Below are 26,436 nucleotides of genomic sequence, written 5' to 3' on the forward strand. Positions count from 1 at the left end.
GAACTATGGGAATGAAAAAGAATTTTGTGCTCGATACCAATGTTATCCTTCACGACTACAACTGCCTTCGCAATTTTGAGGAAAACGACATCTACTTACCCATTGTGGTACTCGAAGAACTCGACAAGTTCAAGAAAGGCAACGAACAGATCAACTTCAACGCCCGCGAATTTGTACGCCAGATAGACGAACTCACTGACGACGACCTCTTTAAGCAAGGCGCCTCACTGGGGCAGGGCATGGGCCGTTTGTTTGTAATCACCGGTAGTGTGAAGTCCGACCGCGTGCGCGACTCCTTTCCGGAGCACAAGCCCGACCATGAAATACTCGCTGCGGTGGATTATGTAGAGAAGAAACAACCCGACGTAAAAACCACCCTCGTCACCAAAGACATCAACCTCCGCATGAAAGCCCGTTCCATCGGTATCCATTGCGAAGATTACATTACAGACAAAGTGGTGAATGCCGACATCTTCGAACACTCCAACGAAATGTTTGACGATACGGATCCCGCCTTCATCGATCGCATCTACTCCTCACACGAAGGCATCGACGTCGATGAGTTTCCCCACAAAGACCAGTTGCACCCCAACGAATGCTTTGTGCTCCGCAGTGCACGCAACAGCGTGCTGGCACGCTACAACCCCTTCACCCATACCATCAACCGCGTGCTCAAGGGCAAGAGCTACGGCATCGAACCCCGCAACGCCGAGCAAAGCTTCGCACTCGACGTGTTGAACGATCCCGCCGTGAAACTCGTGGCCCTCACCGGCAAGGCAGGCACCGGTAAAACCCTGCTCGCCCTGGCCGCCTCCCTGGCACAGATGAACGAATACAAGCAAATCCTGCTGGCACGTCCCATCGTGGCCCTGTCCAACAAAGACATCGGCTTCCTTCCCGGCGATGCCAAAGAAAAAGTGGCCCCCTACATGCAACCCCTGTTTGACAACCTCAACGTCATCAAACGCCAGTTTGCCGCCACCTCCGCCGAAGTGAAACGCCTCGAAGAGATGCAGAAGAGCGAACAACTCGTTATCGAAGCCCTCGCCTTCATCCGCGGGCGCAGCCTCTCCGAAACCTTCTGTATTGTGGACGAAGCCCAGAACCTCACCCCGCACGAAATCAAAACCATCATCACCCGTGCAGGCGAAGGCACCAAGATGGTCTTCACCGGAGACATCCAGCAGATTGACCAGCCTTACCTCGATAGCGAGTCCAACGGACTGGTTTACATGATTGACCGCATGAAAGACCAGAACCTCTTTGCCCATATCAACCTCATGAAAGGAGAGCGCAGCATGCTCAGCGAGCTGGCCAGCATCCTCATGTAATCCCTAAAAAAAACGATTGCACTTCTCACGAGGTGCAATCGCTAAAATAAAAAACTTTAATATTTAACAAAATTAATATACTGAATAGTTTGTTATTATAGTCTAGTCTTCGTTCTTGTATTCATTGAAATACTTCAGGAACTGCGTACGTTCAAACGTATTCACCCCCTTTACATCCTTTACACGCAGCAAGCCCTTAAACTGGCTTACCTTCTCGAAACCCTTGCGACCCATCCAGGCACTGGTAAACCGCAAGTATTCGTCAATATACCTGTTCGTGTTCATATAAATGGAACTGCACACCTCTACGGCAGCCGCTCCGCTCAATATCGCTTTCACCACATCCTCGGGTTGATGTACCCCGCCGGATACGGCATAATCTATCTTATCCACCTGAGACGAAGCGATGCCCACCCAGCGCAATGCACGAGATAACTCCTCGGGCGAGCTGAATACCTTTCCGCTCTTGTGCTCCATCTTCTCCACGTCAATGTCCGGCTGATACATGCGGTTGAACAACACCACTGCCGCCGCTCCGTTGGCATACAGCTGAGCGATCAGCGCCACCGGGTTGGTTAACTTCATGCCCAGCTTCATAATCACGGGCAAAGACGTATGCGCCTTCACGTTGCGCAGAATGTCAATGTGTCGTTGCTCAAATTCCCCGTACTGGTAATCCACATCACTCTGCAAAGCCAGGATGTTCACCTCAATGGCATCCGCACCCGCCTTTTCAATTTCGGCTGCAAAGTGCGCCCATTCGCTGGACGAGTAACAGTTGATGCTCGCAATGATGGGCACGTCGCACACCTTCTTGCTGTCGGCAATCAGTTGCAGGTACTCACCCAACTTGTGATGCTTCATCGACTCCCTCAGGTAATCGGTTCCTTCCGGGTAATACACCGAATCCTGCATACTATCCACCTCCATTAAAATCTGCTCCTCGAAGAGCGATTTCAGTACGATGGCACCTGCGCCCGCCTCACAAAGTTTGCGGTTCTTTTCCGCACTGTTAGTTAGTCCCGAACTGCTAATGATCACCGGATTACAAAGCTCCAATCCGGCAAAACGTGTTTTTAATGATATAGCCATAATTCAATTATATATACTTTCAGTCATTTGTTGTTGGTTTCCTACCGGTCAATACACCCGTTCTCCGAAGATGCGGCTTCCTACGCGTACCAGCGTGCTGCCTTCCGCTACCGCCAGGCGGTAATCGTGAGACATGCCCATGGACAACTCCCTGAACTCCGGACATTCCGCAAAGAACTCCGCCTTCACCTCGTTGAAGAACCCGTGCAGAGAACGAAACTCCCGGCTTATTTGTTCACCGTTGTCCGTGTTGCTCGCCATGCCCATCAGTCCGCACACCCGCACGTTCGTCAGGTTTCTCCATTCGCCTGCGGCGAGCATGCTGCGACACTCCTCCGGGCTGAATCCGAATTTCGTCTCCTCCTGCGCAATGTACAGTTGCAGCAGGCAGTTAATCACCCGTCCGGCACGGGCAGCCTGTTTGTTCACCTCCTCCAGCAACCGATACGAATCGATGCCGTGAATCAGGCTCACGAACGGCAACATATACTTAATCTTGTTGGTTTGCAGATGCCCTATGAAGTGCCATTCCACATCCGCAGGCATCACCTCCTGCTTGGCGCACATCTCCTGTACCCGGCTCTCACCGAACACCCGTTGCCCCGCAGCGTACGCCTCGTTGAGCGCCTCCACCGGGTGAAACTTCGATACCGCCACCAGCCTCACCCCTTCGGGCAAGTCCTGTTGCACCCCTTTCAGATTCTCTGCAATACTCATCCCTGAAACTCCGGTTCATCGTTAGGTTCCGCGCTGTACGGATAGATATCCATGATAGCCGTTTCCGCTACCGAAGCAATCTGGTAATCGGCCATGGTACCCTTCATTCCCTCGTCCAGCTTCTTCACCGCGTCGCGCAAGTCGGCTGCCTGCACCAATACGTTGGTAGCCGTTTTCTTCTCCGCTCCGCTCTTCTCGTCGAGCGTGATAAACAGCAGTTTGCATCGGAACCAGCGGTCGGCTGCATCCTCTTCGCTGGCAAACAGCTCGCTGTAGTTGGCGCGTTTAATGTCCGATACCGTAAACTCCCCCGTAATAAAAGGAGTCATCTCCTCAATGATGCGTGCTTCCGCTTCCGTAAAACTCAGGGCATCCACCAGGTACGGTTCCGTCACCTTTTTGTTCATGCCGTTTTCCATCATCTTCTCGTAGCGAATTTTGCATTCAAACCATGTATGTGTCATCTTTTTAACTTTTTAAGTAAATCTCTTCCATATAAAATCCACATCGAACTACCCGCTACTGCCAAGAATACAAAGCCGAAAAGTATAGTCATCTTGTTAGGCTTTATCGGTCTTAACGGAACCACGGCAGGTTGCACCACGGTGTACACCGGTGTAATCTCCTGCACCTTGGCTTTGGCCATCTGCAATTGCTGTGCCAGCTGGTTGTACACCCCGTAGGCTAGGGTCATTTCGTTCTGCAACCGTTCCTGCTCGCTGCGGTAACTTTGCAGAATCACATCCAGGTTACCGTCTACGTTACGGGCATAGCGTTGTTGTGCCGTGTAGTAATTCTCTTTGGCTTCCTTGTATAACTTTTCGGTAAAGGCCAGGTCGTGGCGTGCTTTGTTGGTGCGATAGTCCGTTATGTAATTCTGTAAGCGGTGCATTACCGTATCCGTTAGTGCCGCAGAAATCACCGGGTCCTGCATCTGTACGGATAAGGTAGTGACTCCTGTTTTCTTTTCAACAGATACCGAAATGCGGCTACTTAGTGCGTTTACAATTCCGGCCTGCTTGGGTGTCAATTTAAACGGATCTACTTTACTGCCTGCCGGTGCGTCTTTTTCCGTCTCACGAAACAGAGACATACCCCAACCCAATGCTTTAAAAGGAGCGGAGAGTACACTGCCCCACCAGGGCTTTCGCTGGTGTTCTTTCATGTATTCGTAGAGTGATGTTTTGACACTACCGTCTTGCGTGGTTACGTTTACATCAAACAGTCCTGTCAGGAAGGGGGTAGAGCTTACAATGTCCGGGTAGAGGTCTGGTGACAAAGCATCCTGCCCTGATGAGCTCCCCAAGTTGATGCCCGCCATTGCCGCCAGTGCCCCCATGCCTCCTCCCGGAGTTTTACCGGTGGTTTCGGGTGCCAGTTTCATGCTGGCTGTATATTCTTTGGGTATGCTGAATGCTACGACAACGCCTACCACGGCGGCTATAGCGCAAACCTTAATTACCAGTTTCCGCTCCGCCCATACTTTCTGGGCCAGTTCCAGTAAATCTATTTCCTGTTCTTGTTCCTGCTGTAGCGGGTTTTCTGCAGGTGTTATGTTGTTTTCCATCGTTTGTTCTATTTCAATAAGTAAATCAAAGAGGTAATTACGGATGCCAAGGAAGCGATAGAAGTTCCTATGGAAATGGTTTGCGCCAAGGTCATCTTCTTACCTTCCTCCTTGGTGGGTATCACTATTTCGCTTCCCGGTTCTATGTCGTTCGCGCTGTTTCCTTTCAACTGTGCCACCGTTCCGTTGAGGTGCACCACGTAGGCACTTCTTTTCTTGGCCTTCTCGCTGTAGCCTCCTGCCTGTTCCAAGTAATATTTCAATCCCTTGTCTTTTTGGTAGAGCACCGTGTTGGGGTACATCACCTCACCGCTGATTTTTACCGTATTGATGAATTCCGGTACAAACAGCACATCCCCTTCGCGCAGCACCAGGTCATCGCTGGAGTTCGGTCTGCCCAGCGCTTTTTGCAGGTCAATACCCACCACGTAGGTGTCGGGCGCTTCCAGCACATCGGCAGCAATGGAATCCTTACCACTTTTTTGTGCCAGCTTCAGTAAGTCTTCCTGACGCTTGTGTTCCTCTTCTGTCATTTTCCGTATCAATCGCGCCCCTTTTACGTACGCATCAGGCGTTACACCACCTGCTTTGCCAATGAGGTCACTGAGTCGTTCGTTCTTTTTGGAAAGGGCATACGTACCGGCAAACAACACCTCACCGTTTACGCTGACGTTCTGTTGCGTGCGGTAAGCCGGACTTCTGCGTACATACACCTCGTCAAAAGGTTTCAGTTGGAAGAAAGCACTGTCACCCACCAGGTACCCGTCTTTGAATTCAAACGAGAATGTTTTTCCAACCGTTTTATTGTATTGTGCATTTTTAGGATCCTTGATGCGTCGTGTTACGTCGATGCGTGCGGTAGATGCTGCTTCCAGCAACCCACCTGCCTGCAGAATCAGGTCTTCCACAGACATGTTATCCGCATACAGGTACGTGCCTGGTGCCCCTACCTCGCCGTGAATGGTCAGTGTGCCTTCCTCTTTCAGGTCGGTTAGCCCGGCAATGTACAACACGTCGTTGCGTTGCAGCGGAATATCCGGCAGGGTACCCTGCATCAGTGCCCGCAAGTTCACCTGCAGCACCTCGCGGCTCAGGTCCTCGTTTTCGCGGTAAATCACCGCCCGGTTCATAAACGCATCCCCGCGCAGCCCTTCCGCCTTTTGAATCAGGCGTTTCACCGTGTTCACATCTCCATCCACCTGGTACAGCCCCGGGCGGAACACCGCACCTTTGATCTCCACGCGGTTCTCGAAGCGTTCCAGTACCGAATCTACCATCACCTGGTCGCCATCGGCCAGCTTAAAGACCGAGTAATCCATTTCGTCAATGTTGAACACTTGGTGTTCCTGTCCGCTTTTGCGTATCAGGCGTACCGCTTTTTTATAGGCATCACCCGCAAATCCACCCGCATATTTCAATAAGGTACTGATGGACTCTGTGTTTTTCATTTCGTAAAACATCGGCCGTTTGGCTTTACCGGTAATCTTTACCAGGCAGTCATACGGGTTTACAATGATCACATCGCCCTCTTGCAGGCGCACATCATCCTTCATTTTTCCTTTCAGGATAAAGTCATACACATCCAGATCGGCCACCGTACGCCCTGAACGAACCACTTTGATGCTGCGCAGGCTACCGATGCGGTTCACTCCGCCGGCGCGATACAAGGCGTGAAACACCGATGAGAATGATGAGAGCGTGTAGGTGCCCGGTACCGTTACCTCCCCCATGATACTGATCTGAATGGAACGTATCTGCCCCAGGGTCAGTTTCACTTGCGAGCTGGGTCTTGCCCCTGCAATGCCCGAATAGATCTTGGCAAACTCCCGTTGCAGGTAGCTGTTGGCCTCTTTCACCGTCATACCGCTGAGGTACACCGGTCCGATGTTACTCACCAGAATGCTTCCTTCCGGAGAGATGGTTTGCCGGATGCTGTTTTCAGACACCCCCCATACGTCAATAATCACCTCATCACCCGGTCCCAGTTTGTAGTTGGTGGGCGTGGCCATGTTGACATTCGGCTCAAAGGTCAGGTTGGAATTCGTGAAAATGTTATGCCCGAAAATTTGATTTTCCGGCAATTCGGTATCCTTATTCTGTTCTGTCAATAACTCTTCCCCTTCTTCAGCGTCTGCTCCGGTAGTTGCTTTCCGTTTATCCTGGGTTGCAAGAGGCGTCTCAACGCCTTGCTTTCGCTGTCGCGAAGAGAATGAAAAATTGTTTTTTTTATCCTCTTGCTGTTGTTGGTTCTGGTATTTGCTTTTAATGCGTTCCACCTGTTCGGCAGTAACCCCTTTGGCAGCCAGTTCGGTGGTCATCTGTTTTTGTGTTTTCCCCTGTCTTTGCGCCTCTTTTACATACTGAATCACCTGATCATCAGATAGTTGCTGGGCTGAGATCAAAGAGCCGAAGGCGAATAAGAAAAGCAGTAGGGTGATAAATCGTTGCATAGATCTTTTCGTTTAAAATTAAAAATGTGCTGTTCGTTACCATTTAGCGAGGCAAAGGTAATATAATCTTTTAATAAATAAAGCGTTGGAGACGTAAAAAGAAAAAAAGCAAAAAAATGTTTTGTTTTATTTGGTTTCTGGCTTAAACTGTCTTATTTTTGCGGCATAATTATCAAAGAAAACTAATCTGCTACGTATGAAAAGATTCCGTATATTTGTTTTTTTGTCTTCCCTGAGCCTGTCAATCTTTGCTCAGTTTCCGTACGGAACCACCGGTTTGCTGCACATGCCTACGGCAGACATGCAGCGTGACAAAACCTTTATGCTGGGCGGCTCTTATTTACACGAACAGGCTACCCCTACCAAATGGGATTACCCTACTTATAATTATTATATTAACATCACCATGTTCCCGTTTTTGGAAGTGGGTTATACCTGTACCCTCTTTAAATTTGCCATGCCTGGTATGGGCTTGCCAGAAAAATATCGTAACCAGGATCGTCAATTCAGCGTACGCCTACGTGCTATCAAAGAGGGGCAATTCTGGCAACACATGCCGGCGGTAGTAGTAGGAAGTAATGATGTGTTAACTAGTGCTAGTTTTAAAGCCAATGAATATTTAGAAACTAGTAGCTTGGGAAATGGCTTTTGGAATCGCTGGTACTTAGCAGCTACAAAACATTTTAATTTCTATGGTGAACTAGGATTACATGCAGCTTACGTGTATAATAATCGTTCAGATTATCCGCTCAATGGGATGGCATTGGGAACCAATTGGTCGCCGCGTTTTCATGCACAGCTGAATATAATGGCGGAATATGATTCTCGTCGTCTGAACTGCGGGTTAAGTTATCGCATTTGGAAAGACCATATCAATATTGTAACAGAACTGACTGAATGTAAATATCCCTCGGTAGGTGTTTACTTCAAAGTACATCTCAAATAATACCGTATACACTTTACTTATGAATAAACGATCTGTTTTAAAAGTTTTATTAAACTTCAAGTACATCAACCGCTGGGTTGTTTTCTCGACTGACCTTATTATATCGGGTTTCAGTAGTTTCATTGCTTTGCTTTTTATTGTGTATGTCAGTCAAACGGACTTTACACTGAATCAATTCTTGCTGGGCATGGTTACAGCCCTGGGCGGTAGTGCACTTAGCTTTATCTTACTAGGTACCTACAAAGGGATTATCCGCCATTCCGGTTTAATGGAAGTGGGGCGGCTGGCTATCAGTGCCTTGCTGAAAATACTGTGTATGGCTCCTTTGGTGGGGTATATCTTGACTCAAGTCACCTCCCGCTTTTATTTTATCGGCTTGGTTATCGACTTTAGTTTGACCTTTTTCTTCTTAGTAGGTTTCCGTGTAACGTTAACCACTGCCTATCGTTTCATAATGAACCGCATATCGGGCAATCGAGATAAATTGCTGGTTTACATGGGTCCTCAGGATACCATGGCTTTGAACCATTCCTTGACTTCCAAACTGGGACGTTACGAGGTGGAGGGATACCTTTCACCGAATCGCACCAATAGCCTCCGTATTGGCGGGCAAATGGTTTATCCGGCTAAGAATTACGATGAATTCAAACAATTGGTGCTCGATCGCCAAATCAAATACGTTCTTTTTACCCGTCATGCCGATGTAGAGAAAGAGCAGGATCGCCTGATTCGTTATTGCACCCGGGCCAAGGTACGTATGCTGATGCTGCCTTCCATGGATGAATTGAAAGACGGTAAGGTGTGCAATCGCAGCATACCGGAACTTCGCATTGAAGACCTCTTGGGGCGTGATGAAATTGAAATCAACATGACCGAGGTGGAAACGGAGTTCAGTGGTAAAGTGGTGCTGGTTACCGGTGCGGCAGGCAGTATCGGCAGTGAGCTTTGCCGCCAGCTGGCAGGTATGCACGTCAAGCGGCTGTTGCTGTTTGATTCGGCAGAAACCCCGTTGCACAACCTCCGCTTGGAGATGGAGCGTTGCTACCCCGATTTAAAGTTTGAACCCATTATTGGCGATGTGCGCATTGAAAAACGTCTGCGCATGTTGTTTGAAAAATACCATCCGCAGGTGGTGTTCCATGCAGCAGCTTATAAACACGTGCCGTTGATGGAGGAAAACCCTTGCGAGGCCGTATTGGTTAACGTCATCGGGTCGCGTCAGGTGGCGGATCTGGCTTTGGAGTACGGTGCCGAGAAAATGATTATGGTTTCTACGGACAAGGCCGTAAACCCCACCAATGTAATGGGAGCCTCCAAGCGTTTGGCGGAAATCTATGTGCAAAGTTTGGGTACGGCCATCCGTGAGGACAAAGTAAAGGGTCATACCCAATTTATCACCACTCGTTTCGGCAATGTGTTGGGCAGCAATGGTTCGGTGATTCCTCGTTTCAAGGAGCAAATTGAAAACGGTGGCCCGGTAACGGTTACCCATCCGGATATCATCCGTTTCTTTATGACCATACCCGAAGCTTGTCGTTTGGTGCTCGAAGCGGGCACCATGGGAAAGGGCAATGAAATCTTTGTGTTTGAAATGGGTAAAGCTGTGAAGATTGTAGACTTAGCTACCCGCATGATTGAACTGGCGGGCTATATACCCTATGAGGATATTAAGATCGAATTCACGGGCTTGCGTCCGGGTGAAAAACTCTATGAAGAAGTTCTCAGCAACGAAGAAAATACACTCCCTACGCCGCATAAAAAAATTATGATTGCCAAGGTGCGCCGGTACGAATACAGTGACATCTTAGCTGATTATGAACGGTTCGATGCGCTTTCGCGTAACGTAGAGGTAATACCTACGGTAGCCCTGATGAAACAAATAGTACCGGAATTTATTTCGCGTAATTCACGTTTTGAAGAGTTAGATAAATAAACTATATATGTGTGGAATAGTAGGATATATTGGAACACGACAGGCCTTTCCTGTCTTGATTAAGGGTTTAAAAAGACTGGAATACAGGGGATACGACAGCACCGGAGTAGCACTTCTTTCGCAACTGGACACGCTCAATGTGTACAAGAAAGAAGGGAAAGTGGCTCATTTGGAAGAAACGTTAACCAGCAGTGACCTTTCGGGAACCTTGGGCATCGCGCATACGCGCTGGGCTACCCACGGCATTCCGTCGTCGGGCAATGCCCACCCGCATACTTCACAATCGGGTAAGTTGGCGTTGGTGCACAACGGCATCATCGAAAATTATTCGGTCATCAAAGAGCGGCTTTCCAAACTCGGATTTACTTTCAAAAGCGAAACCGATACCGAGGTATTGGTGCAGTTTATTGAATATGTAAAAGAAAAACAGGGTGTGGACACGGTATCAGCTGTGCGTCTGGCACTGAATCAGGTCATAGGTGCATACGCCATTGTATTGGTCGATAAAGACCACCCCGATCAGGTCATTGCGGCACGCAAAAGCAGTCCGCTGGTTATCGGTTTGGGTGAAGGCAACCAAGAGTTCTTTATAGCCTCGGATGCAACCCCTCTGGTTGAATACACCCAAAACGTGGTGTACCTCAACGACGAAGAGATCGTGGTGCTGAAACGTGGCGAGGAGATGCAGATCTGCAACTTGAAGAATGAATCGGTGGATCCCGATGTGCAATGCATTGAAATGAACATCGGTCTGCTCGAAAAAGGAGGCTATCCGCATTTCATGCTCAAAGAAATTTACGAGCAGGCGCAAGCCATGAAAGACTGCATGCGCGGCCGCTTGCTGGAACAAGAAAAACGGGTGGTGCTATCGGCAGTAACCCATCACCGCGAACGCCTGCTGAATGCCAAGCGCGTCATCATTGTCTCTTGCGGTACTTCCTGGCACGCAGGCTTGATAGGTAAGCAGATGATTGAAACCTTTGCCAAGGTGCCGGTGGAAGTGGAATACGCTTCGGAGTTTCGTTACCGGAATCCCGTCATTGATGCCCAAGATGTGGTAATAGCTATTTCCCAATCGGGCGAAACGGCAGATACCTTGGCCGCTATCAGCCTGGCCAAGGAAAGAGGAGCCTTTATCTTTGGTATCGTCAACGCGGTCGGTTCGTCCATTGCAAGAACTACAGATACGGGTACGTACATACATGTGGGTCCCGAAATCGGTGTAGCTTCTACCAAAGCCTTTACGGGACAGCTTACGGTGCTTACCATGCTGGCTCTGTGTCTGGGTAAAGAAAAGCAAACCATCTCAACAGCCGAATACGAAGAAACCGTAGCGGAGCTGGCTGTGATTCCCGATAAGATGGAGCGTATGTTGGTGTGTGATCAGATTATTGCCGAGTTGGCCAAATGTTACACCTATGCCCGTAACTTTATCTACCTGGGCCGTGGGTATAACTTCCCCGTGGCATTGGAAGGTGCTTTGAAATTAAAAGAAATCAGTTACATTCATGCCGAGGGCTATCCGGCTGCCGAGATGAAACACGGTCCCATCGCTTTGGTGGATGCGGAGATGCCGGTGGTGGTTATTGCCACGCATCACCAGCTTTACGAAAAGATGTTGAGTAACATTCAGGAAGTAAAGGCCCGCAAAGGTCGCATTCTGGCTATCGTAACGGAGGGTGACGAGGTGGTGAAAGGATTGGCTGATAATGTCATCGAAGTACCCGCTACACTGGCTTGCCTCTCTCCACTCTTAACCGTGATTCCTTTGCAGCTACTGGCTTACCATGTAGCGGTGATGAAAGGATTGGATGTGGACCAGCCTCGTAACCTCGCAAAGAGTGTGACGGTGGAATAGAAGATAAAAAGGAGTTCTCCAAATAAGCTTGTTTAAGATGATAGTTTTTAATTAAGGAGGATTCTGAGGGAGTTGATGAACGGTTTTTCCGGGAGTCAACTCCCATTTATTTAGATTAAGATTGAAAAGCCCAGCCACCGGAACACCAAGGTTGATGCTCCGGTAAACGGAGACTTGTTTATTGAGATGATAGTTTAAAATATGTAGATGCAATGCCCTTAGCAAACTACAACGCGCAAATATAGTGAATAAAAAAAAGCAGCCAACAATTTGGGCTGCTTTTTTAGATTTTTATAACGAAACGTCATAGCACGGGCATTCTTTCAATCTCTCCCAGGGATCAACCTTACCGTTTCCGTTGAGGTCGGGACTGAGGTCCCTATGGCCGCACACGCGGCTACCGGGGTGATCCATCAGGAGGGCTTTGATGAGTACCTTCAGGGAGTGCTTCTGCCACTCGGTACGGGTATCGGCAGGGTCACCGCGGGTGTTGAGTCCGCCTTCGTAGCAGATACCGATGCTACGGGTGTTGTAACCTTGGGCATGTGCACCCGGAAATTCTACCGGCCGGCAACTCTCAATGCGGCCGTCTCTGCGCACGTAGAAGTGGTAGCCGATGCCGCTGAAGCCGCGCGCACGATGGGCGGCTTCAAGGGCTTCACGGCTGAAAGGCCGGTCTTCGCGCGTGGCGGAGCAATGCACTACGATGAGATCGATGGTTCGCATATTCTCTTCTTGAAAAACGGAAGCAGCACGATAACGCACTCAACTAGCAACTGAATTACTTTTCTCATCTTCTTCATGTATTAAAGGGTGAATACTGGGATTAACCGTTGGGGTCGTCCACGTCTTCTCCACCGGGATTGGTGGGGTCAACGGGATCAACCGGCAGGGTAGGGTCTGTCTTCTGACCGGTTTCTTTCTGCGCCTGAATGGTGCGCACGCGGCTGTAGCTCAGTCCGTGTACCGCATTTCTCAAAGCACTGCCGGCACGGAAATTGATCTTCGCACTCTGAATCATACTTACGCTGAACTCTTTGGCGGTATCGGCTCCTTTGCTGCTCAGACCAATCTGGAAGTTACCGAGATTACCCAAGCGAACAATCTCGCCTTTCTGCAATCCTTCTACTATGGTATCTTCCAGTGCTGTTAATACCGCATTGACATCGGCGCGGGTTACGGTACACGACTTCTCAATACGACGAGCCATCTCGTCGGTATCTACATCGCCGTTGGATTGCGCCTGGGCGTAAAATTTTAACGGAGCATCCTTCTTGGAAGGGTTCTTGCGCTCCACTACAGAGTAATTGACTGAATTTGACATAATCTTAAATCTTTAAACGTGAATACTTATGTTTCTTTATGACTCTGTAAAGGTACGACAGGCGGCAACCCTCAATGACGGCGTTTGATGGCGTTTGATGGGAATTGATGAAGTTTGATGAAATAGATAGAAACGATATGCTGATTTTATGAAAAATATAGCTATATTTGCTTTCGCTATTTTATTATAAATATTCAATGTAATACAATGAAAAAAGAACTTATTTGGTTGATAAAGATCAGTGACTTAACATTAATGTACCCTAACGCACTTTTTATTCCCAATTTTGAAGTGAAGAACATTACCAAGATAGAACATGATGAAATTGTTCACGTAAAAAAGATAGGCCAGTATGAACTGATCATATTCGATACGGATGAGGAAAAAGTTGAGTTTCTGAATCAGAAAAAGATGATACTAGACGCCAGAGATCCCAAATAATAAAACGAATGAGATAGAAAAGACAATGCTTGAGGTTGACGGGAGTTGATGAACGGTTTTTTTCCGGGAATCAACTCCCACTTTTTTATTACTTTTTATTGATTAGACAAAAATATGTACTGTTGTGTCATTAGGTCTCTGATAGTAGATAAACTAATTATGCTCATTTACTTAAAAACATGTTAGTCTTTTAAATAAATGATTATATTTGCATAATAAACGTGTAATGCAACGTTTTAATAAACGTGTTATTCAACGGGTTTAATTACGTGTATTGATACAAATGAAATTATGGCAAACATAACCGAACTGCCTGGAGATACTACTGCATGGTATGCTTCTTTTTGGAATTTCATCTCAAGATATGCTAACGAAAGATATGGAAATGAGTGGTGCTCTCGGCAGAAATACCGGTAAAAATAGATAGGAACAATAGGTATAAGTTAAATCTTTATACACTTTCTGAGGCTATTATTGTAGCTGCACCGTCAATGTATGGCAATGATCCGCTTACGATGCGAACAGCATTGGCCATGATAACCGATCCCTCGGATATAATAAAAATCTTGATTGATACCGGACAGACGGTTCGGGCGGGGCGGGTCATAGGGGCATTCCGCAACATAGGAAGAAGTGATTTCGCCGATGAGATAAGGGAAACGATGATGCCTATCATTCTCTTTCTATTGAAGGGTACCGTGTAACAGATGAATTAATAAATAAAGTGAGAAGCGGTGAATGGAAGCCGGATAAGGATGATCTGGATGCGAAAAATGCACTGGCAGCACGTGGTTATTGGCAAGCTTTTCAAGCGGTAAAGAAGAGTGTTTCCGCTATTTTTCAGGGCGAAGATAGTGCTGAAATAGCAGAACGCGATTTGTTGATATGGCACAGTGAAATGTTTATGCCCTGTGTGACAGCCGGCATTATCAAACCTTCGGATGTTGTGGGTTATCGTTCACATCAGGTTTATATACGTAATTCTATGCACACACCTCTCAATCCCGATGCACTACGTGATGCAATGAGCACATTATTCTCACTATTGAAAGAAGAAGTGAATATATGGAGGCTCTCGAAAAAGCCAGTGTTAGCAGAGATATAGTGCCTTTTGTGAAATTCTTGTCAAGTATTTGACAATATACTTGCTTAAAACCCCTTATTTTATTATCTTTATGGAAGAATAATTGGTAATAAAATAAGTATGAAAGACGAAAAGAACGAAGAGGTGTTCTGCCTCAGATCGTATGCCAAGGTGGAACTTGCCATGCTCTATGCACCGGGTTTGTGTGCCACACCGGCCTTGCAACGACTGTACAGGTGGATACGCAAAAACCGGGAACTCACGGGAGAACTGCAACGCATTGGGTATGACAAACACCGGCATGTGTTTCTCAAAAGGGAGGTGGAACTCATAGCGCACTTCCTGGGGGAGCCTTAGACAGACTTTATAAAAACGCCTTTATGTTTTCCGAAAACATAAAGGCGTTTTTTGAAAACATAAAGACGTTTTCCAAACAATTCAATAAAGAGACAAAGCAGCTTTTGTGTTACTAAAATTTATTATTTTCCGGTCCTTTGAGAAAGGAGTTTCTCACCCGGACCGGAGGGGCTTTCGGGGTTCGCTGAGGTTCACTCAGGGTTCACTCTCTCTTAGCGTTTCTTTTTTTTCCTCCTTTCTCTATTTTGATATACCAAACCTCCTGTTTCTCGACGTATTCCAAGTTTATAGCCTTTTTTATAAGTCGTTTGCAAGTGCTGCGGTGTATACCCAGTGAAGCTCCTGCTACTATAAAATCTTTGTGGCTAAATGTTGCGGGTACAATCTTCATGATGTTCGAAATTTTATTAAAAGGAGTCAGCGGTTTCGCTTTCTTCCTGCTGGCATCCGGAAATGAACTGCTCAGCAGCAGGCTGTGTTCCAGCAAGGCAGTCATGATGCTCATGGCATTGTTAAAATCACGATCTTCACAAATACGCTCGGGCAGCAACAGGAATTCATCGTACTTGCGCAGGGTGGTGAACAGGGCTGCCATGCGGCACACCATCACACCGGCACGTTTCACAATGGCATCGATGTTATCGTTCTCTTGCTCGCGCACTTCTTTCAGCTTCTCACTGAAAAAGGCGTCGTGAATAGCCCACTGCTCGGCGGTAAAGTTCACGTGCGTAGGACTTTTATCCAGGATGAGATGAATTTCCAACAGCCTATCGGACAAGCGGGCGAAGTGTAGGTTGCTGTCTTCCACATTTTCCCGGGGAGCGGCCGACAACCATTCGTCGGTGTTACCCATGGTGATGAGCATGAAGCGACTGTACAATCCGTTTTCCAACGTTCCGATAAACCGCACGAACTGATCGGGTGTACCTGCCAGGCAATGCGCCATGCGGGGTTCTTCCACACAGATGGGTTCGTTGCTGATTTTGAAAGAGCTTACGTAGCGGTCGCCGTCAAAGCAGCAACGCAGCAGATCATCAAACTTACCGTACTCCTGACTACTGGAGGAGGAGAGGGTATCAATCTCGGCACAGTTCATCACGGCACCCAGCGGTCCGTTGTTGCAAAGGTGTTCCACGATGCGGCTTTTCGATGTGTTGGCTGCAATGTTGATGTAGATGCCCTTGGGAGGTTCGGGCTTGGGATTCAGCTCCTTAAAGTTGCCTTTGCGGACAGCTGCATCTCGATCGGCGTCCCATACCTGCATTTTGGTTTGGAACTCTTTCAACTCAATATGATAGATTTTCTCATAATGACGATGAACGCCATTGATGATGGCACTGACCTTGAACGCACACCCTTTACCTGCTCCGGCAGGAGCTATAACGGCAAAAAAGAGTTGCGTGCCATGCAGAGAGTTGGCGTAGCTGAGCTTCACATGAGGCAGACCAATGCTGAGGTTGCTAATGGCGGCCATCAGCATGATGTCTCGCTCGCGACGGGTACGCGGATGTTTCACTACTTCTTGCAGAAGGGGAGGAAGCTGCTCATAAACCTCGTCGGGAATGTAAGGTGCCTCGTTGCGTAATTGGTTCGTATTATCGAACAAATCATCTTCTTCGGAACCGTCCTCTCCAGCGGCAGGGTTCGCCCCGAGAGAAGTGAACCCTGGTGAACCCTCTGCGGAGTTGTTGCTTTCACTTTTCTTACGGCTAACATACTGATAACCAGATAGTAACGTGCGGCGTATTTCTTCCTCCGGAAAATCGGGTTGAGCCAACTTCTCACCGGCTAAGGAAATCATCTTCTCCACTTCCTCGTGTGAAAAATCCTTTACGCGTATGCGCTGTCCCAAGCGTAGCATGCACTCGTTTCGGTGTCCCCGCAAAAAGGGAATTTCGCGGAGTACCTCTTCGAGTACCGCCAGTGCGGTTCCTTTGCCGGGCAGAGCTGCTGCATCGGTTAGTACCGGTGTGGCAGGTGGCGGTTCGGGGAACTGTACCGGCAATTCACCTTCCAAGTTCAGGTGTTCCTGAAAGGTGATGGCATCGGGACGGTAATACACGGTGGGGTCGTGGCACACAAACTGCAACCGGCTAACGTCCGAGCACTGCATGTCACACGGAAACTGAATGTGGTTGCTGATGTGTGTGGTGATGAGCCGAAAGAGCGGGGTATACTGTGAGGCTTGGCTGATGCTGACCCGCGCGAGGCACTTCACTCCGTTGTTCGACGGACTGACTTGCGTGTACACCACGTAGGGAAGCCGGTGTAGCAGATCACGGATTTCTTCGAGCCGCTCGCTGCACTTGTCAATGTCGATATCGACCAGTCCGCTAAGCTGCACCAGGTTGGCAGCACTGTGTCCGCCCTCGAAAATACCCGCGGGTGCAATGGCCGGCAGGTTGCCCTTGAGCCGTGTGGCCCGCTGCTCGTTACCGTCGGCCAACGCCTGTCGGTATTCTTCGGTGATGCGTTGCCACGTACCGTTGCGGGTAAGCTCAATAAAATGTTTCAAACTAATGCTTTCGCATACTTTACTTCTCACATTGGTGAAATACGTTATTTTCATAGCGTTTTCTTCTTTTAAATAAGTGTGTTTCATGATTGATATCATTTAGTTTCGATGCAAATGTATAAAGAATATTTTTGGCAAAAACTGTTGTTTTTGTACACTTGTAAAATGTTAATTGCTTTATATTTAGATGGTTATAAAGTGGTTGGTGTACAAAAATCATAGTTTATCACTTTTTTGGTTATTTAACATGTTGATGATTTCCGTGAGTATTTTATGTATTTTTCGTAGTATACGAACATTTCGATTAGAAATCATTTCGGGATTTTTGTGGAAGTCTTTGATTATTGCCAACATGTTTTTTAATTGGTTGGTTATGCTACTGGCATTACGCGATTTATTTTTTTCGCTCATTATTTATTGTTTTTAGAATAGCTGCTTTGTCTCTTTTTTATTGTTTGGGGCGCAAAAGTAGTGAAAAAAGTGTTTCTAAACTACACGTTATCAGATGTGTACGTTCATTTAGGAACTTACATAAATTCACATAAAGTAATTATATGGAAAAAAAATGAAAAAAAAAGCATTGTTTTCTAAGAAAAAATAATTTATCTTTGCCGACGATAGATGTTCTAACAAGAGCAAAAATCAGTTTAGCCTTATTTTGATATGAAGTGGGGTATAAAGACAGAATAGGTTTTCTGCTGAAAACAGCCCAAATAGGGTCTAGGGAATTTCGGCAAGTTATATTTGAATACTGAAAACTATATCTAATTGATTATGAGCATTTTACGCACGACTTGAAAACAGCGTGTGGAATATATGGAATGTTTAATCGCTAAATACTGTGTTTAATATGCCCGATGAGAGTTACCCGATAGAGGAATCCTGGATTGTCATGACGTCTTCGGAACCTCAACAGATGCACGATGAACTTATAAAAATAAACGAAGCTTTGACTGAGGGGAGTGCTATTCAGTTTTTCGTACCCTACGTCACATTCAAAAACTATAATATAAGCGACAAAGAAATCCTTCAGAAGTATTCGTCGCTTCGCAAATTTCTATTTGTGAAGTTAGACAAAGGACAAATGGATTTGTTGAAGGAGCGAAATAAATGGTCTCTGGCCAAACTCTGGTATTACCTGAATCACGCCAAGCATCCCATTACGATCAGAGACAAAGAAATGCAGGCATTTATGGCCTTATGTGCCGATAGCCGCATTGATTGTGAGGTTTGGTCTACTGTAGATGATTTGGAGTTAAACGAGAAAGTAATACTCAAAACGACTGCTTTCAAAGGTTGGGAGGCTCGCATCCTAGAGCGCAAGCGTACCAAGAACGGCACCAGCTTCACCGTTGGTTTGGATGTAGTTGGTGGCACGATGCTGCTTCGCATCAAAGATTTGAAAGAGGAAGATATAGAAAGAACCTCTTCACCCGACAGAAAGAAGCAAGAATACAAATTTGTGGAATGGGTGAAAACCCACATCAAAACCGTTATTGATCACCACACCGATGCATCATATACTGATGTTCAAAGAGAGGAAGACAGAAAGATATTAAATAAAGTGTGGGAATATAGGTTCTCCACTGTTTCATCGCCCACCGGTCGCCGCCATTTCAGAGCCATGATGCTTATTTGTGCTCAACTACTCAAAGACAAGGAGGGTAGCAAGAAGATGCAGGCCCTGGTAGAGAAAGAGTTGGATGAGATAGCACAAGATCCTCCCAGTAAACGCGCTACTGATTCGTGGGCCTGCCTTCAGGTAGCTATGTATATAGCCACCAAGAATCCGGTTTATCGGGATGCAGCGAAGGAGTATGAGAAGAAGTATCAACCCAAATCGTTTTTTTTGCATTCGCTGATTCAGGTGGTGAGGCGGTTTGAATTGGATTAATCTTTATGTTTTATTATTAGGCATTTAATAATAATTTATAGGACGGGACCCAAGTAACGAGAACTCTTTCACACGCAATTCATAACTACGAAATTTGGAAATGTTCTAGATAATAATGGAAGTATTATTCCGACATTTAAGGATTAAATTTAAGAGAAGTGGAACTTTAACTGTAATTAATTAAAGATTGTATTTTATATTTTAGGCTAATTTCAGAGTTTTTTCCGTCTAGTTTTAGAGTGGGAATTAGAAAAAAAAGGTGACAAAATATTCGTATTTGATATAGGCAAGTCCGTTCATAAACTTTCATTCACTTTTGATGATATGCTTATTGTCAAAAATGAAGGAGATTGTACCTGAGCATGAGATTAGGCAATCAATGAAAGTGTAAATTCTAGATAAAACTAATGTATGAAAAGAAAATTATTAATTATAAGTCATAATATAATAGATAATTCTAATAACGTTGGCAAAACGGTTATCTCTTTGCTTAAACAGTGGCCACAAGAAGATATCTATTCTATCTACTTCCGAAATGAAATACGGTCTACAATGTTGTGTGACCATTCATATATGATTTCAGACAGAGATGTTTTGGGTGCCTTATCTCCTTTGAATAAAAATAAATGTGGTCGCACAGTTGATGCAGATCGAAATGCAAAAGATGTGGTATCGGATGCTTCGGCATATAGAATGGGAAATAAGCGCTATCCAATTATAAGCATGGTGAGAGATGTTCTTTGGCATACAAGAAAGTGGAAAACAAATGCGCTTAAGGAATGGGTTGAAAATATAAACCCTGATGTTATATTATTTATTCCTAATGATTACGTCCTAGCTTTTGAAATAGCGGATTACGTGTATTCTTTAGTGAATGCAAAAATGTATACTTTTTTTACAGATGATTCCTTTTATTATAAACAGAATACTGGACTAATAGATACACTAAGACGAAATTGGATTAAGAAAATTGGGAAAGATATCATAGACGAGAGTACTGGCATGATTACAGCCAGTCATTTGATGCAAAGTGAATATAAAGAACTTTTTGGTAAAGACTCAATCGTGTTAGGGAATTGTGTTGAGATTTCAAATATTAGCAATCAAATAAGGCAATCTTCAGATGGTGATTATATCTTTTCTTATATTGGGAATTTACATAGTAATAGATGGCGATGTTTGTTAGATATAGCAAAGGCAATAGAAAATATTTCTTCAAGTTTTCAAAAGAATATTATAATTAAAGTATATACAGCCTCTGATTTGCCGAAGTCAGTATTGCGACAACTTAAGTCTCAAAAGTGTATGCAATTTATGGGATGTATTCCTGCTTGCGAAGTTAAAAAGGCGCAAGAAGAATCTGATGCACTTATCCATATTGAAGCATTTGATTATAAGAGCAAAGTATCAACAAGATTGTCCATGTCAACAAAGATATTTGAATATATGTCAAGGAACGTACCTATTTTTGCGTATGGTCCGAATGATATTTCTTCAATGTCTTTTTTAGCTTTAGGGCCTTTTGCAAAAACATGCAGTGACCCTTCCGAATTGACATTAAAACTTAAAGAATTTTTAAGTTTTGATAAAGAAAGAACTCAAATTAGAGATAAAGCCTACTTATATGCAAAAGAAAATTTTATAGAAGAAAAAATATCACAATTGTTTTTTGATTTTTTGAATAAAACAGCATGATTAAAGAATCTAATACATTTCTCAGGATTTCTTTATTTTCTTATTTAGTCTACGTCTTTGCTCCAATAACAAGAATATTGCCAGATATGTTAAAGGCTGCTTTTATAGGAATAGCCTTGCTCTGTCTGATTCTTCATTTATTAAGTGAAAACAAATATCTTGTCTCATTCACATTTAAATATATTATCGGTTTTGTACTTATTGATTTCTTGATTTATCAAGGAGTATGGCGAACTAATGGCGCAATAACTATGGTTAATAAATCATTAATGTTATTTGTTTTCTGGATGCCGTTTCTCTATATAAAACCGCTAGAAGTAAGTTCTGAAAGTACAATTAGATTTATTCGTAATCTTTTAGAATTACTACTTATTATTGAAATTATAACTACATGTATTGGAAATATAATCTTTCCGATGGCCAGTCGCTTGTTAGCTTCCCCTCTTGAGGTTGAGCAAAATCGAATTTTTCAGATGGCAAATATCGGAGGTTATGGATTTATTTATGCTTTAGTAATAGTACTACCGATGTTTATTTATAGATATAAAGAAAAACGAAATCTGAAATATCTAATAATTATGATTGGAATTTCACTAACAATAGCGTTTGCTAATTATATGACTGCGGTAGTTTTGTCATTGACATTATTATATTTTAGTTTGAGTTTAACATCAAAAAAAGGTAGATTTTGGGGACTAGTCGTAATAGCTATAATTTATTGTTTAGGAGACACTATTCTTGAATCTATTTTGACTTTATCTGCTAATGCCTTGTCTTCAGACAATCATATTATGTCTGAGCGTTTGGCTAATATTCATGAGTATATTACTGAAGGGTCAACTTCTGGAGACATGGGGTATAGAGATGAATTGCGTAATAGTAGCTGGTTTGCATTTTTGTCTTCACCGATTTGGGGAAATTTAATTGGAAATTTCAGTACTTTAGGATTGCATTCCGAATTTATAGATTGGCTAGGTGGGACTGGATTATTCGGTTTTTCTTTTATTGTTTCAATTTTGTATAAACAAATCTGTCATTTGTTAAATTTCGCAAAAAGACATCCTATAAAACGATATTTGATTATTTCTTTATTTGGGATTTTTATGTTTGGTTTTATAAATGTAATAACAACGGCTCCCGAGATAAGCGCTTCCGTTGTTATAATAGCGATGACATTCAGAAATAGTAATGATTATAAACTTAGAAGAAAATCATTATGAAAATAGCATTAATCTGTGGCGGCGTTTCAAGTGGAGGGCTTTACTTTTTGCTTAGTGATATTTTTTGTTATGCACCAGATGGAGATACAGAAGTTACGCTATTTTGCAGTGAAGAATACATTAAGCCATACAAAAATATTAATCCCAAAATAAAAATTCAAATAACAGAAGAGTTAGCTGAATCTAAGTTATCATCTTTGTTGGTTAATAGGTATAGTTCGGCTTTTATAAATTTTATTGAGGATTATAATCCTTCTGCTGTTTTTTTTATCTCGGGATCTTGCAAAAAAGGATTAGAAAAATACAATACCTACATTGTTCTCCATAATCAACTTTACCTTAGTTACTCGAAAATTATTAAGCAACTTGACCTTAAAGTGGCATTATGCACTATGATAAATGCTTGGCATTTTAATTCAAATCTGAAGGGATTAAGGCATATTATCTATTCATCAAAATTTTCAAAGGAAGATGCTATAAAAAAACATAAAGGTATTGATTCTACTGTTATACCATTAGCTTTGAACTCCAAGTTCCATGAAAATCTTCCAGAAACAAAGAACGATTTTGAAAATGATATAGTTCATCTGCTCAACATCGGTTCTATAATACCCTACAAAAATCAACTAGTGCTTATTGAGGCATTAAATATTCTTAGAAAAAAAAGAATAAAGTTTAGAGCTACCTTTGTTGGTCGCATTATTTCTAAACCATATTATTATTTGTGTTTATATAAAATAAAAAAATATGGTTTATTTGATTCTATAAATTTTATACCATGGGTAGAGGCTTCAGATGTACCTAGTCTTATTGATTCTTGTGATATTTACATTAATACTAGTGAAACTGATACCTGTGGGACTTCTATTGAGGAGGGAATGGCTAGATGTAAACCGGTAATAGCTAGCAACACTCTTTTTAATTACGAAAAAATTTCAAACTGTGGCTTATACTATAATCTAGACAGTCCAGAAGAATTAGCAAGCGCCATTCTTCAATACTTGAATGATGAGAATCTGAGATGCAATAGAGCATTGGAAGGCCAGAAAAAAACAAAACAATGGACGCTTTTTGAAACAGCAAAAGCATATTACGAGTACATTATAAATACGACTACTAATGAAAATACTAGAATTTGATATTAAAATAAACGAAACTATAAAGAAAATTGAACAATTTAATAAAATGGATTTTTATGGTTTCGAAGGCTACAAAATTGGAAGTTTTTTTGTGGTAACCTATGATGAAATAATTCAAAAAAATGCAAGCGAATATAGTATAACACGACTTAGGTTAAAGAACATGGCGAGGTGTTTTATTGAGGATTATAACTATTTTTTTTCTAACAATTTAAAAGATCGTATAGTTTTGTTTTATTCACATGAGCATGGCAGGAGACTTGATTATGTAGATATTATGCAGAATGTGGGTGATATGATTGAAAATTCTATTTTACTATCTGGACAACAAATTAGTAAACACCTAAAAATAGACAAAGAGGCATTTGTTAATTTGAAATTGCTTCGTAAATGGAAGAAACAAATATGCACTGTAGAGCAGAATCCTTTGATTTCTGAATTGCTATTATCTAAATTATCATTGGCTTTTAGATGGAAAAATAACTTGGAGTCTAATAAAGAAATACTTTCAAAAATCAAAATTCTTGCTACAATATTTGACGCAAGGGAATATGAAAATATACTATCTCAATTTGTACGTAAATTAAATATTCCCACGGCTACTTTGCAACATGGACATTTTTCGCGTTTGAGTGAAAAAGAAAAATATTTGGCAATTCCATTCACTGGATTTGTAAGTGATAAATTCTGGGCATGGGGTGAATATGCCAAAGAAAATGCCATATATAGTGGATTGAGTGATGACGAAGTTGATGTTGTCGGTTATCCAAAGAGGGTTTGCGGTAAGATAAGAGATAATTCAAATGTTAAGAAACGGTTTGGAGTAATACTTGATACGGGAGTATTTACGGAAAAAACGAACCAAAAAATGATAATCCTTGCAGTAAGTTTAGCACGTAATCATAATTTGGAATTAGTGTTAAAACCGCATCCGTATGATACTACAGATTATTTAAGCATGGTTCAGAATTTCGAAAAAGTATTAATATCAAGGGATACTATGGAAGAATATGCTCTAAAAGTTGATTTTTCAATATGTTTTGCTTCTACGGCATATATTGACCTTATTGTTAATAGACATATTGTGTATAGATATAGTGATAATGACATACAATTGGATTATAGTCGTCTAATGGACAATGATAGTTTTGAAAATATTGAGGAGTTGGAGGATTTATATCTTCTTAGTAATAGCGATATTAATGATGGCAATAGAATTTTGCTATTAGGTGACGTGGAGAATATCAGAACGTGTTATAATGATGCTGCAAAAAAAATAACTCAAATATATCATGCTTAGTCAATTATTCACTTTTGTTCAGTTCTTTAAAGCTCTTTATTTCAGGTATAGAGTGAAACGTAAATGTGCAGTGTGTGGAAGCAACTTACATGTTAATGGAAAGTCAGTAGTATTTGGTGTCGTAAAATTGGGAGACAATGTAAATTTCAATGGAATGTCAATAAGAGGTACCGGAACCTGTGTTATTGGCAATAATTTTCACTCAGGAATAAATTGTTCCATATTAACTAGCAACCATAATTATCATGGCAGTAAGATTCCATATGATGAAAATATGATAAACAAGACCGTCACCATTGAAGATCAAGTATGGATTGGAGATAATGTTCTAATACTTGGAGGTGCAATATTACGCGAAGGCTGTATTATTCAAGCCGGTTCAGTTGTTGTGGGTGAAATACCTGCAATGAGTATTGCTGGTGGTAACCCAGCCAAAGTATTTAAGATGCGTAACATTGAGCATTATTGTGAATGTAAAAAAAAATGCAAGTTTATATAATACTATATTTTTAGAATTATGAAAGATTCTATTTTCAAAGGCAAAGTCCTCATGATTACAGGAGGCACTGGTAGTTTTGGTAATGCTGTGTTAAATCGTTTCCTCAAAACTGATATAGCAGAGATCCGCATCTTCTCACGTGATGAGAAGAAGCAAGACGATATGCGTCACGAGTATCAAACTAGAATGCCCAAAGTAGCCAACAAAATCAAGTTCTACATTGGTGATGTTCGTAATAAATCTACTCTCAAGAGTGCTGTGCGTGGAGTTGACTACATCTTCCATGCGGCTGCTCTTAAGCAAGTTCCATCGTGCGAATTCTTTCCAATGGAAGCAGTACAAACCAACGTGGTCGGTACTGATAACGTGCTTGATGCTGCTATTGACGCTCATGTCAAGTGTGTCATTTGTCTCTCAACAGATAAGGCAGCGTATCCAATTAATGCCATGGGTATTTCCAAAGCCCTAGAGGAGAAGATTGCTGTTGCAAAGTCACGGAATTCACTGGATACTAAAATCTGTTGCACTCGTTATGGCAATGTTATGTGCTCACGTGGTTCTGTAATTCCTTTGTGGATTGATCAAATTCGTAATGGTAATCCTATCACACTTACTGAACCTAAAATGACGCGCTTCATCATGTCTCTTGAAGAGGCTGTGAATCTTGTTCTCTTTGCTTTTGAGCATGGTCAAAATGGCGATATTCTAGTACAGAAGGCTCCTGCGTGTACTATTCAGACTCAGGCAGAAGCAGTTTGTGAACTTTTTGGTGGTAAGAAGGAGGAAATCAAGGTTATTGGTATTCGTCATGGTGAGAAACTTTATGAAACTCTCTTAACTAATGAAGAGTGCGCTAAAACCGTGGATATGGGTGATTTTTATCGCGTACCTGCAGACAATCGTTCTCTGAATTATGATAAATATTTCACAGAGGGCAATAAACAACGTAATATACTTACGGAATTCAATTCAGATAATACGGATAGACTCAACCTTGATCAGGTTAAATCTAAACTTTTGGAATTGGAGTATATTCAAAATGAATTAAACGGAGTTGAAAATATAGCTAAATAG

The 26,436-nt window shown here is 43.2% G+C and carries 24 protein-coding genes and 1 pseudogene; 16 read left to right on the plus strand and 9 right to left on the minus strand.

The features are described 5' to 3' along the window. The first annotated feature begins 5 nt into the window (after positions 1-5). Positions 6-1,331: a PhoH family protein gene (locus ACKPCE_RS09180; protein WP_319504938.1), complete on the plus strand. Its 1,326-nt coding sequence runs from the start codon at positions 6-8 to the stop codon at positions 1,329-1,331. A 102-nt stretch (positions 1,332-1,433) separates the two neighbouring features. Here ACKPCE_RS09180 and ACKPCE_RS09185 read toward each other — a convergent pair whose 3' ends face one another. Genes ACKPCE_RS09185 through ACKPCE_RS09205 form a run of 5 tightly spaced genes read right to left on the minus strand, consistent with a single transcriptional unit; the run spans position 1,434 to position 7,157 of the window. Continuing rightward, positions 1,434-2,423 (minus strand): dihydroorotate dehydrogenase-like protein, encoded by a 990-nt coding sequence (locus ACKPCE_RS09185; RefSeq protein ID WP_319504939.1) that lies wholly within the window; start codon positions 2,421-2,423, stop codon positions 1,434-1,436. A gap of 48 nt (positions 2,424-2,471) precedes the next feature. Then, positions 2,472-3,140, minus strand: a complete 669-nt coding sequence (locus ACKPCE_RS09190; RefSeq protein ID WP_319504940.1) for a YggS family pyridoxal phosphate-dependent enzyme — start codon at positions 3,138-3,140, stop codon at positions 2,472-2,474. Then, positions 3,137-3,604, minus strand: coding sequence for a DUF4494 domain-containing protein (locus tag ACKPCE_RS09195; protein WP_319504941.1), 468 nt, complete (start codon positions 3,602-3,604; stop codon positions 3,137-3,139). The genes ACKPCE_RS09190 and ACKPCE_RS09195 overlap by 4 nt, the downstream gene beginning before the upstream one ends. Beyond that, positions 3,601-4,707 carry a Wzz/FepE/Etk N-terminal domain-containing protein gene (locus tag ACKPCE_RS09200; RefSeq protein ID WP_319504942.1) on the minus strand — a complete coding sequence of 369 codons (1,107 nt, stop codon included), beginning with the start codon at positions 4,705-4,707 and terminating at the stop codon, positions 3,601-3,603. Before ACKPCE_RS09200 ends, ACKPCE_RS09195 begins: the two co-directional genes overlap by 4 nt. 8 nt (positions 4,708-4,715) lie before the next feature. Next, positions 4,716-7,157, minus strand: a complete 2,442-nt coding sequence (locus ACKPCE_RS09205) for a polysaccharide biosynthesis/export family protein (protein WP_319504943.1) — start codon at positions 7,155-7,157, stop codon at positions 4,716-4,718. 196 nt (positions 7,158-7,353) lie between these two features. Here ACKPCE_RS09205 and ACKPCE_RS09210 point away from each other — a divergent pair, with 196 nt between their 5' ends. Genes ACKPCE_RS09210 through glmS form a run of 3 tightly spaced genes read left to right on the plus strand, consistent with a single transcriptional unit; the run spans position 7,354 to position 11,894 of the window. Continuing rightward, positions 7,354-8,103 carry a YjbH domain-containing protein gene (locus tag ACKPCE_RS09210; RefSeq protein ID WP_319504944.1) on the plus strand — a complete coding sequence of 250 codons (750 nt, stop codon included), beginning with the start codon at positions 7,354-7,356 and terminating at the stop codon, positions 8,101-8,103. 19 nt (positions 8,104-8,122) lie between these two features. Next, positions 8,123-10,036, plus strand: coding sequence for a UDP-N-acetylglucosamine 4,6-dehydratase family protein (locus ACKPCE_RS09215; RefSeq protein ID WP_319504945.1), 1,914 nt, complete (start codon positions 8,123-8,125; stop codon positions 10,034-10,036). Positions 10,037-10,043: 7 nt separating this feature from the next. Continuing rightward, positions 10,044-11,894: a glutamine--fructose-6-phosphate transaminase (isomerizing) gene (gene glmS / locus ACKPCE_RS09220; RefSeq protein WP_319504946.1), complete on the plus strand. Its 1,851-nt coding sequence runs from the start codon at positions 10,044-10,046 to the stop codon at positions 11,892-11,894. Positions 11,895-12,185: 291 nt separating this feature from the next. On the opposite strand, the gene ACKPCE_RS09225 is transcribed toward glmS, so the two are convergent. After that, positions 12,186-12,620 carry an N-acetylmuramoyl-L-alanine amidase gene (locus tag ACKPCE_RS09225; RefSeq protein WP_319504947.1) on the minus strand — a complete coding sequence of 145 codons (435 nt, stop codon included), beginning with the start codon at positions 12,618-12,620 and terminating at the stop codon, positions 12,186-12,188. Between the two features lie 100 nt (positions 12,621-12,720). Beyond that, entirely contained in the window at positions 12,721-13,218 is a 498-nt protein-coding gene (locus tag ACKPCE_RS09230; protein ID WP_319504948.1) for an HU family DNA-binding protein, read from the minus strand. Between the two features lie 207 nt (positions 13,219-13,425). Here ACKPCE_RS09230 and ACKPCE_RS09235 point away from each other — a divergent pair, with 207 nt between their 5' ends. The 4 genes from ACKPCE_RS09235 (at position 13,426) to ACKPCE_RS09250 (ending at position 15,100) form a co-directional block, all read left to right on the plus strand. Beyond that, complete coding sequence (locus tag ACKPCE_RS09235; protein ID WP_319504949.1) at positions 13,426-13,659, plus strand: hypothetical protein; 234 nt, start codon at positions 13,426-13,428, stop codon at positions 13,657-13,659. A gap of 515 nt (positions 13,660-14,174) precedes the next feature. Next, positions 14,175-14,363: a hypothetical protein gene (locus tag ACKPCE_RS09240; protein ID WP_319504950.1), complete on the plus strand. Its 189-nt coding sequence runs from the start codon at positions 14,175-14,177 to the stop codon at positions 14,361-14,363. Positions 14,364-14,383: 20 nt separating this feature from the next. After that, on the plus strand, positions 14,384-14,764 hold the full coding sequence (locus ACKPCE_RS09245; protein ID WP_319504951.1) for a hypothetical protein: 381 nt from the start codon (positions 14,384-14,386) through the stop codon (positions 14,762-14,764). A gap of 99 nt (positions 14,765-14,863) precedes the next feature. Continuing rightward, the gene (locus ACKPCE_RS09250) at positions 14,864-15,100 is read left to right on the plus strand and encodes a DUF4248 domain-containing protein (protein WP_024996092.1); all 237 of its coding nucleotides are present in this window, start codon (positions 14,864-14,866) and stop codon (positions 15,098-15,100) included. Between the two features lie 202 nt (positions 15,101-15,302). Here the strand turns inward: ACKPCE_RS09250 and ACKPCE_RS09255 are convergent, their stop codons facing one another. Together ACKPCE_RS09255 and ACKPCE_RS09260 are read right to left on the minus strand one after the other, a co-directional pair. Next, positions 15,303-17,702 carry a DUF3987 domain-containing protein gene (locus ACKPCE_RS09255; RefSeq protein WP_319504952.1) on the minus strand — a complete coding sequence of 800 codons (2,400 nt, stop codon included), beginning with the start codon at positions 17,700-17,702 and terminating at the stop codon, positions 15,303-15,305. A 129-nt stretch (positions 17,703-17,831) separates the two neighbouring features. Beyond that, positions 17,832-18,026: a hypothetical protein gene (locus ACKPCE_RS09260; protein WP_319504953.1), complete on the minus strand. Its 195-nt coding sequence runs from the start codon at positions 18,024-18,026 to the stop codon at positions 17,832-17,834. Between the two features lie 439 nt (positions 18,027-18,465). Here ACKPCE_RS09260 and ACKPCE_RS09265 point away from each other — a divergent pair, with 439 nt between their 5' ends. The 8 genes and pseudogenes from ACKPCE_RS09265 (at position 18,466) to ACKPCE_RS09300 (ending at position 26,436) form a co-directional block, all read left to right on the plus strand. After that, positions 18,466-19,509, plus strand: coding sequence for a hypothetical protein (locus ACKPCE_RS09265; RefSeq protein WP_319504954.1), 1,044 nt, complete (start codon positions 18,466-18,468; stop codon positions 19,507-19,509). A gap of 78 nt (positions 19,510-19,587) precedes the next feature. After that, a pseudogene (locus tag ACKPCE_RS09270) lies at positions 19,588-19,656 on the plus strand (polysaccharide biosynthesis protein); the annotation flags it as partial. Between the two features lie 264 nt (positions 19,657-19,920). Continuing rightward, positions 19,921-21,204 (plus strand): glycosyltransferase family protein, encoded by a 1,284-nt coding sequence (locus tag ACKPCE_RS09275; protein ID WP_319504955.1) that lies wholly within the window; start codon positions 19,921-19,923, stop codon positions 21,202-21,204. Then, positions 21,201-22,424: an O-antigen ligase family protein gene (locus ACKPCE_RS09280; protein WP_319504956.1), complete on the plus strand. Its 1,224-nt coding sequence runs from the start codon at positions 21,201-21,203 to the stop codon at positions 22,422-22,424. The genes ACKPCE_RS09275 and ACKPCE_RS09280 overlap by 4 nt, the downstream gene beginning before the upstream one ends. Continuing rightward, positions 22,421-23,563 carry a glycosyltransferase gene (locus ACKPCE_RS09285; RefSeq protein ID WP_319504957.1) on the plus strand — a complete coding sequence of 381 codons (1,143 nt, stop codon included), beginning with the start codon at positions 22,421-22,423 and terminating at the stop codon, positions 23,561-23,563. Before ACKPCE_RS09280 ends, ACKPCE_RS09285 begins: the two co-directional genes overlap by 4 nt. Further along, positions 23,544-24,863, plus strand: a complete 1,320-nt coding sequence (locus ACKPCE_RS09290) for a hypothetical protein (protein WP_319504958.1) — start codon at positions 23,544-23,546, stop codon at positions 24,861-24,863. The genes ACKPCE_RS09285 and ACKPCE_RS09290 overlap by 20 nt, the downstream gene beginning before the upstream one ends. Further along, on the plus strand, positions 24,856-25,362 hold the full coding sequence (locus ACKPCE_RS09295) for an acyltransferase (protein ID WP_319504959.1): 507 nt from the start codon (positions 24,856-24,858) through the stop codon (positions 25,360-25,362). Before ACKPCE_RS09290 ends, ACKPCE_RS09295 begins: the two co-directional genes overlap by 8 nt. Before the next feature lie 51 nt (positions 25,363-25,413). Then, complete coding sequence (locus ACKPCE_RS09300) at positions 25,414-26,436, plus strand: polysaccharide biosynthesis protein (protein ID WP_319504960.1); 1,023 nt, start codon at positions 25,414-25,416, stop codon at positions 26,434-26,436.

The organism is Bacteroides graminisolvens, from assembly GCF_963666085.1.
In the GTDB taxonomy this organism is placed as follows: domain Bacteria; phylum Bacteroidota; class Bacteroidia; order Bacteroidales; family Bacteroidaceae; genus Bacteroides; species Bacteroides graminisolvens.

What these genes read in the sequence shown, in the direction of transcription:
- ACKPCE_RS09260 (WP_319504953.1), bottom strand. Translation starts at nt 18,026, where the DNA reads ATGAGCGAAAAAAATAAATCGCGTAATGCCAGTAGCATAACCAACCAA.
- ACKPCE_RS09210 (WP_319504944.1), top strand. Translation starts at nt 7,354, where the DNA reads ATGAAAAGATTCCGTATATTTGTTTTTTTGTCTTCCCTGAGCCTGTCA.
- ACKPCE_RS09185 (WP_319504939.1), bottom strand. Translation starts at nt 2,423, where the DNA reads ATGGCTATATCATTAAAAACACGTTTTGCCGGATTGGAGCTTTGTAAT.
- ACKPCE_RS09250 (WP_024996092.1), top strand. Translation starts at nt 14,864, where the DNA reads ATGAAAGACGAAAAGAACGAAGAGGTGTTCTGCCTCAGATCGTATGCC.
- ACKPCE_RS09190 (WP_319504940.1), bottom strand. Translation starts at nt 3,140, where the DNA reads ATGAGTATTGCAGAGAATCTGAAAGGGGTGCAACAGGACTTGCCCGAA.
- ACKPCE_RS09300 (WP_319504960.1), top strand. Translation starts at nt 25,414, where the DNA reads ATGATTACAGGAGGCACTGGTAGTTTTGGTAATGCTGTGTTAAATCGT.
- ACKPCE_RS09255 (WP_319504952.1), bottom strand. Translation starts at nt 17,702, where the DNA reads ATGAAACACACTTATTTAAAAGAAGAAAACGCTATGAAAATAACGTAT.
- ACKPCE_RS09280 (WP_319504956.1), top strand. Translation starts at nt 21,201, where the DNA reads ATGATTAAAGAATCTAATACATTTCTCAGGATTTCTTTATTTTCTTAT.
- ACKPCE_RS09240 (WP_319504950.1), top strand. Translation starts at nt 14,175, where the DNA reads ATGCGAACAGCATTGGCCATGATAACCGATCCCTCGGATATAATAAAA.
- glmS (WP_319504946.1), top strand. Translation starts at nt 10,044, where the DNA reads ATGTGTGGAATAGTAGGATATATTGGAACACGACAGGCCTTTCCTGTC.
- ACKPCE_RS09265 (WP_319504954.1), top strand. Translation starts at nt 18,466, where the DNA reads ATGCCCGATGAGAGTTACCCGATAGAGGAATCCTGGATTGTCATGACG.
- ACKPCE_RS09235 (WP_319504949.1), top strand. Translation starts at nt 13,426, where the DNA reads ATGAAAAAAGAACTTATTTGGTTGATAAAGATCAGTGACTTAACATTA.
- ACKPCE_RS09180 (WP_319504938.1), top strand. Translation starts at nt 6, where the DNA reads ATGGGAATGAAAAAGAATTTTGTGCTCGATACCAATGTTATCCTTCAC.
- ACKPCE_RS09230 (WP_319504948.1), bottom strand. Translation starts at nt 13,218, where the DNA reads ATGTCAAATTCAGTCAATTACTCTGTAGTGGAGCGCAAGAACCCTTCC.
- ACKPCE_RS09215 (WP_319504945.1), top strand. Translation starts at nt 8,123, where the DNA reads ATGAATAAACGATCTGTTTTAAAAGTTTTATTAAACTTCAAGTACATC.
- ACKPCE_RS09200 (WP_319504942.1), bottom strand. Translation starts at nt 4,707, where the DNA reads ATGGAAAACAACATAACACCTGCAGAAAACCCGCTACAGCAGGAACAA.
- ACKPCE_RS09295 (WP_319504959.1), top strand. Translation starts at nt 24,856, where the DNA reads ATGCTTAGTCAATTATTCACTTTTGTTCAGTTCTTTAAAGCTCTTTAT.
- ACKPCE_RS09225 (WP_319504947.1), bottom strand. Translation starts at nt 12,620, where the DNA reads ATGCGAACCATCGATCTCATCGTAGTGCATTGCTCCGCCACGCGCGAA.
- ACKPCE_RS09275 (WP_319504955.1), top strand. Translation starts at nt 19,921, where the DNA reads ATGAAAAGAAAATTATTAATTATAAGTCATAATATAATAGATAATTCT.
- ACKPCE_RS09205 (WP_319504943.1), bottom strand. Translation starts at nt 7,157, where the DNA reads ATGCAACGATTTATCACCCTACTGCTTTTCTTATTCGCCTTCGGCTCT.
- ACKPCE_RS09285 (WP_319504957.1), top strand. Translation starts at nt 22,421, where the DNA reads ATGAAAATAGCATTAATCTGTGGCGGCGTTTCAAGTGGAGGGCTTTAC.
- ACKPCE_RS09195 (WP_319504941.1), bottom strand. Translation starts at nt 3,604, where the DNA reads ATGACACATACATGGTTTGAATGCAAAATTCGCTACGAGAAGATGATG.
- ACKPCE_RS09290 (WP_319504958.1), top strand. Translation starts at nt 23,544, where the DNA reads ATGAAAATACTAGAATTTGATATTAAAATAAACGAAACTATAAAGAAA.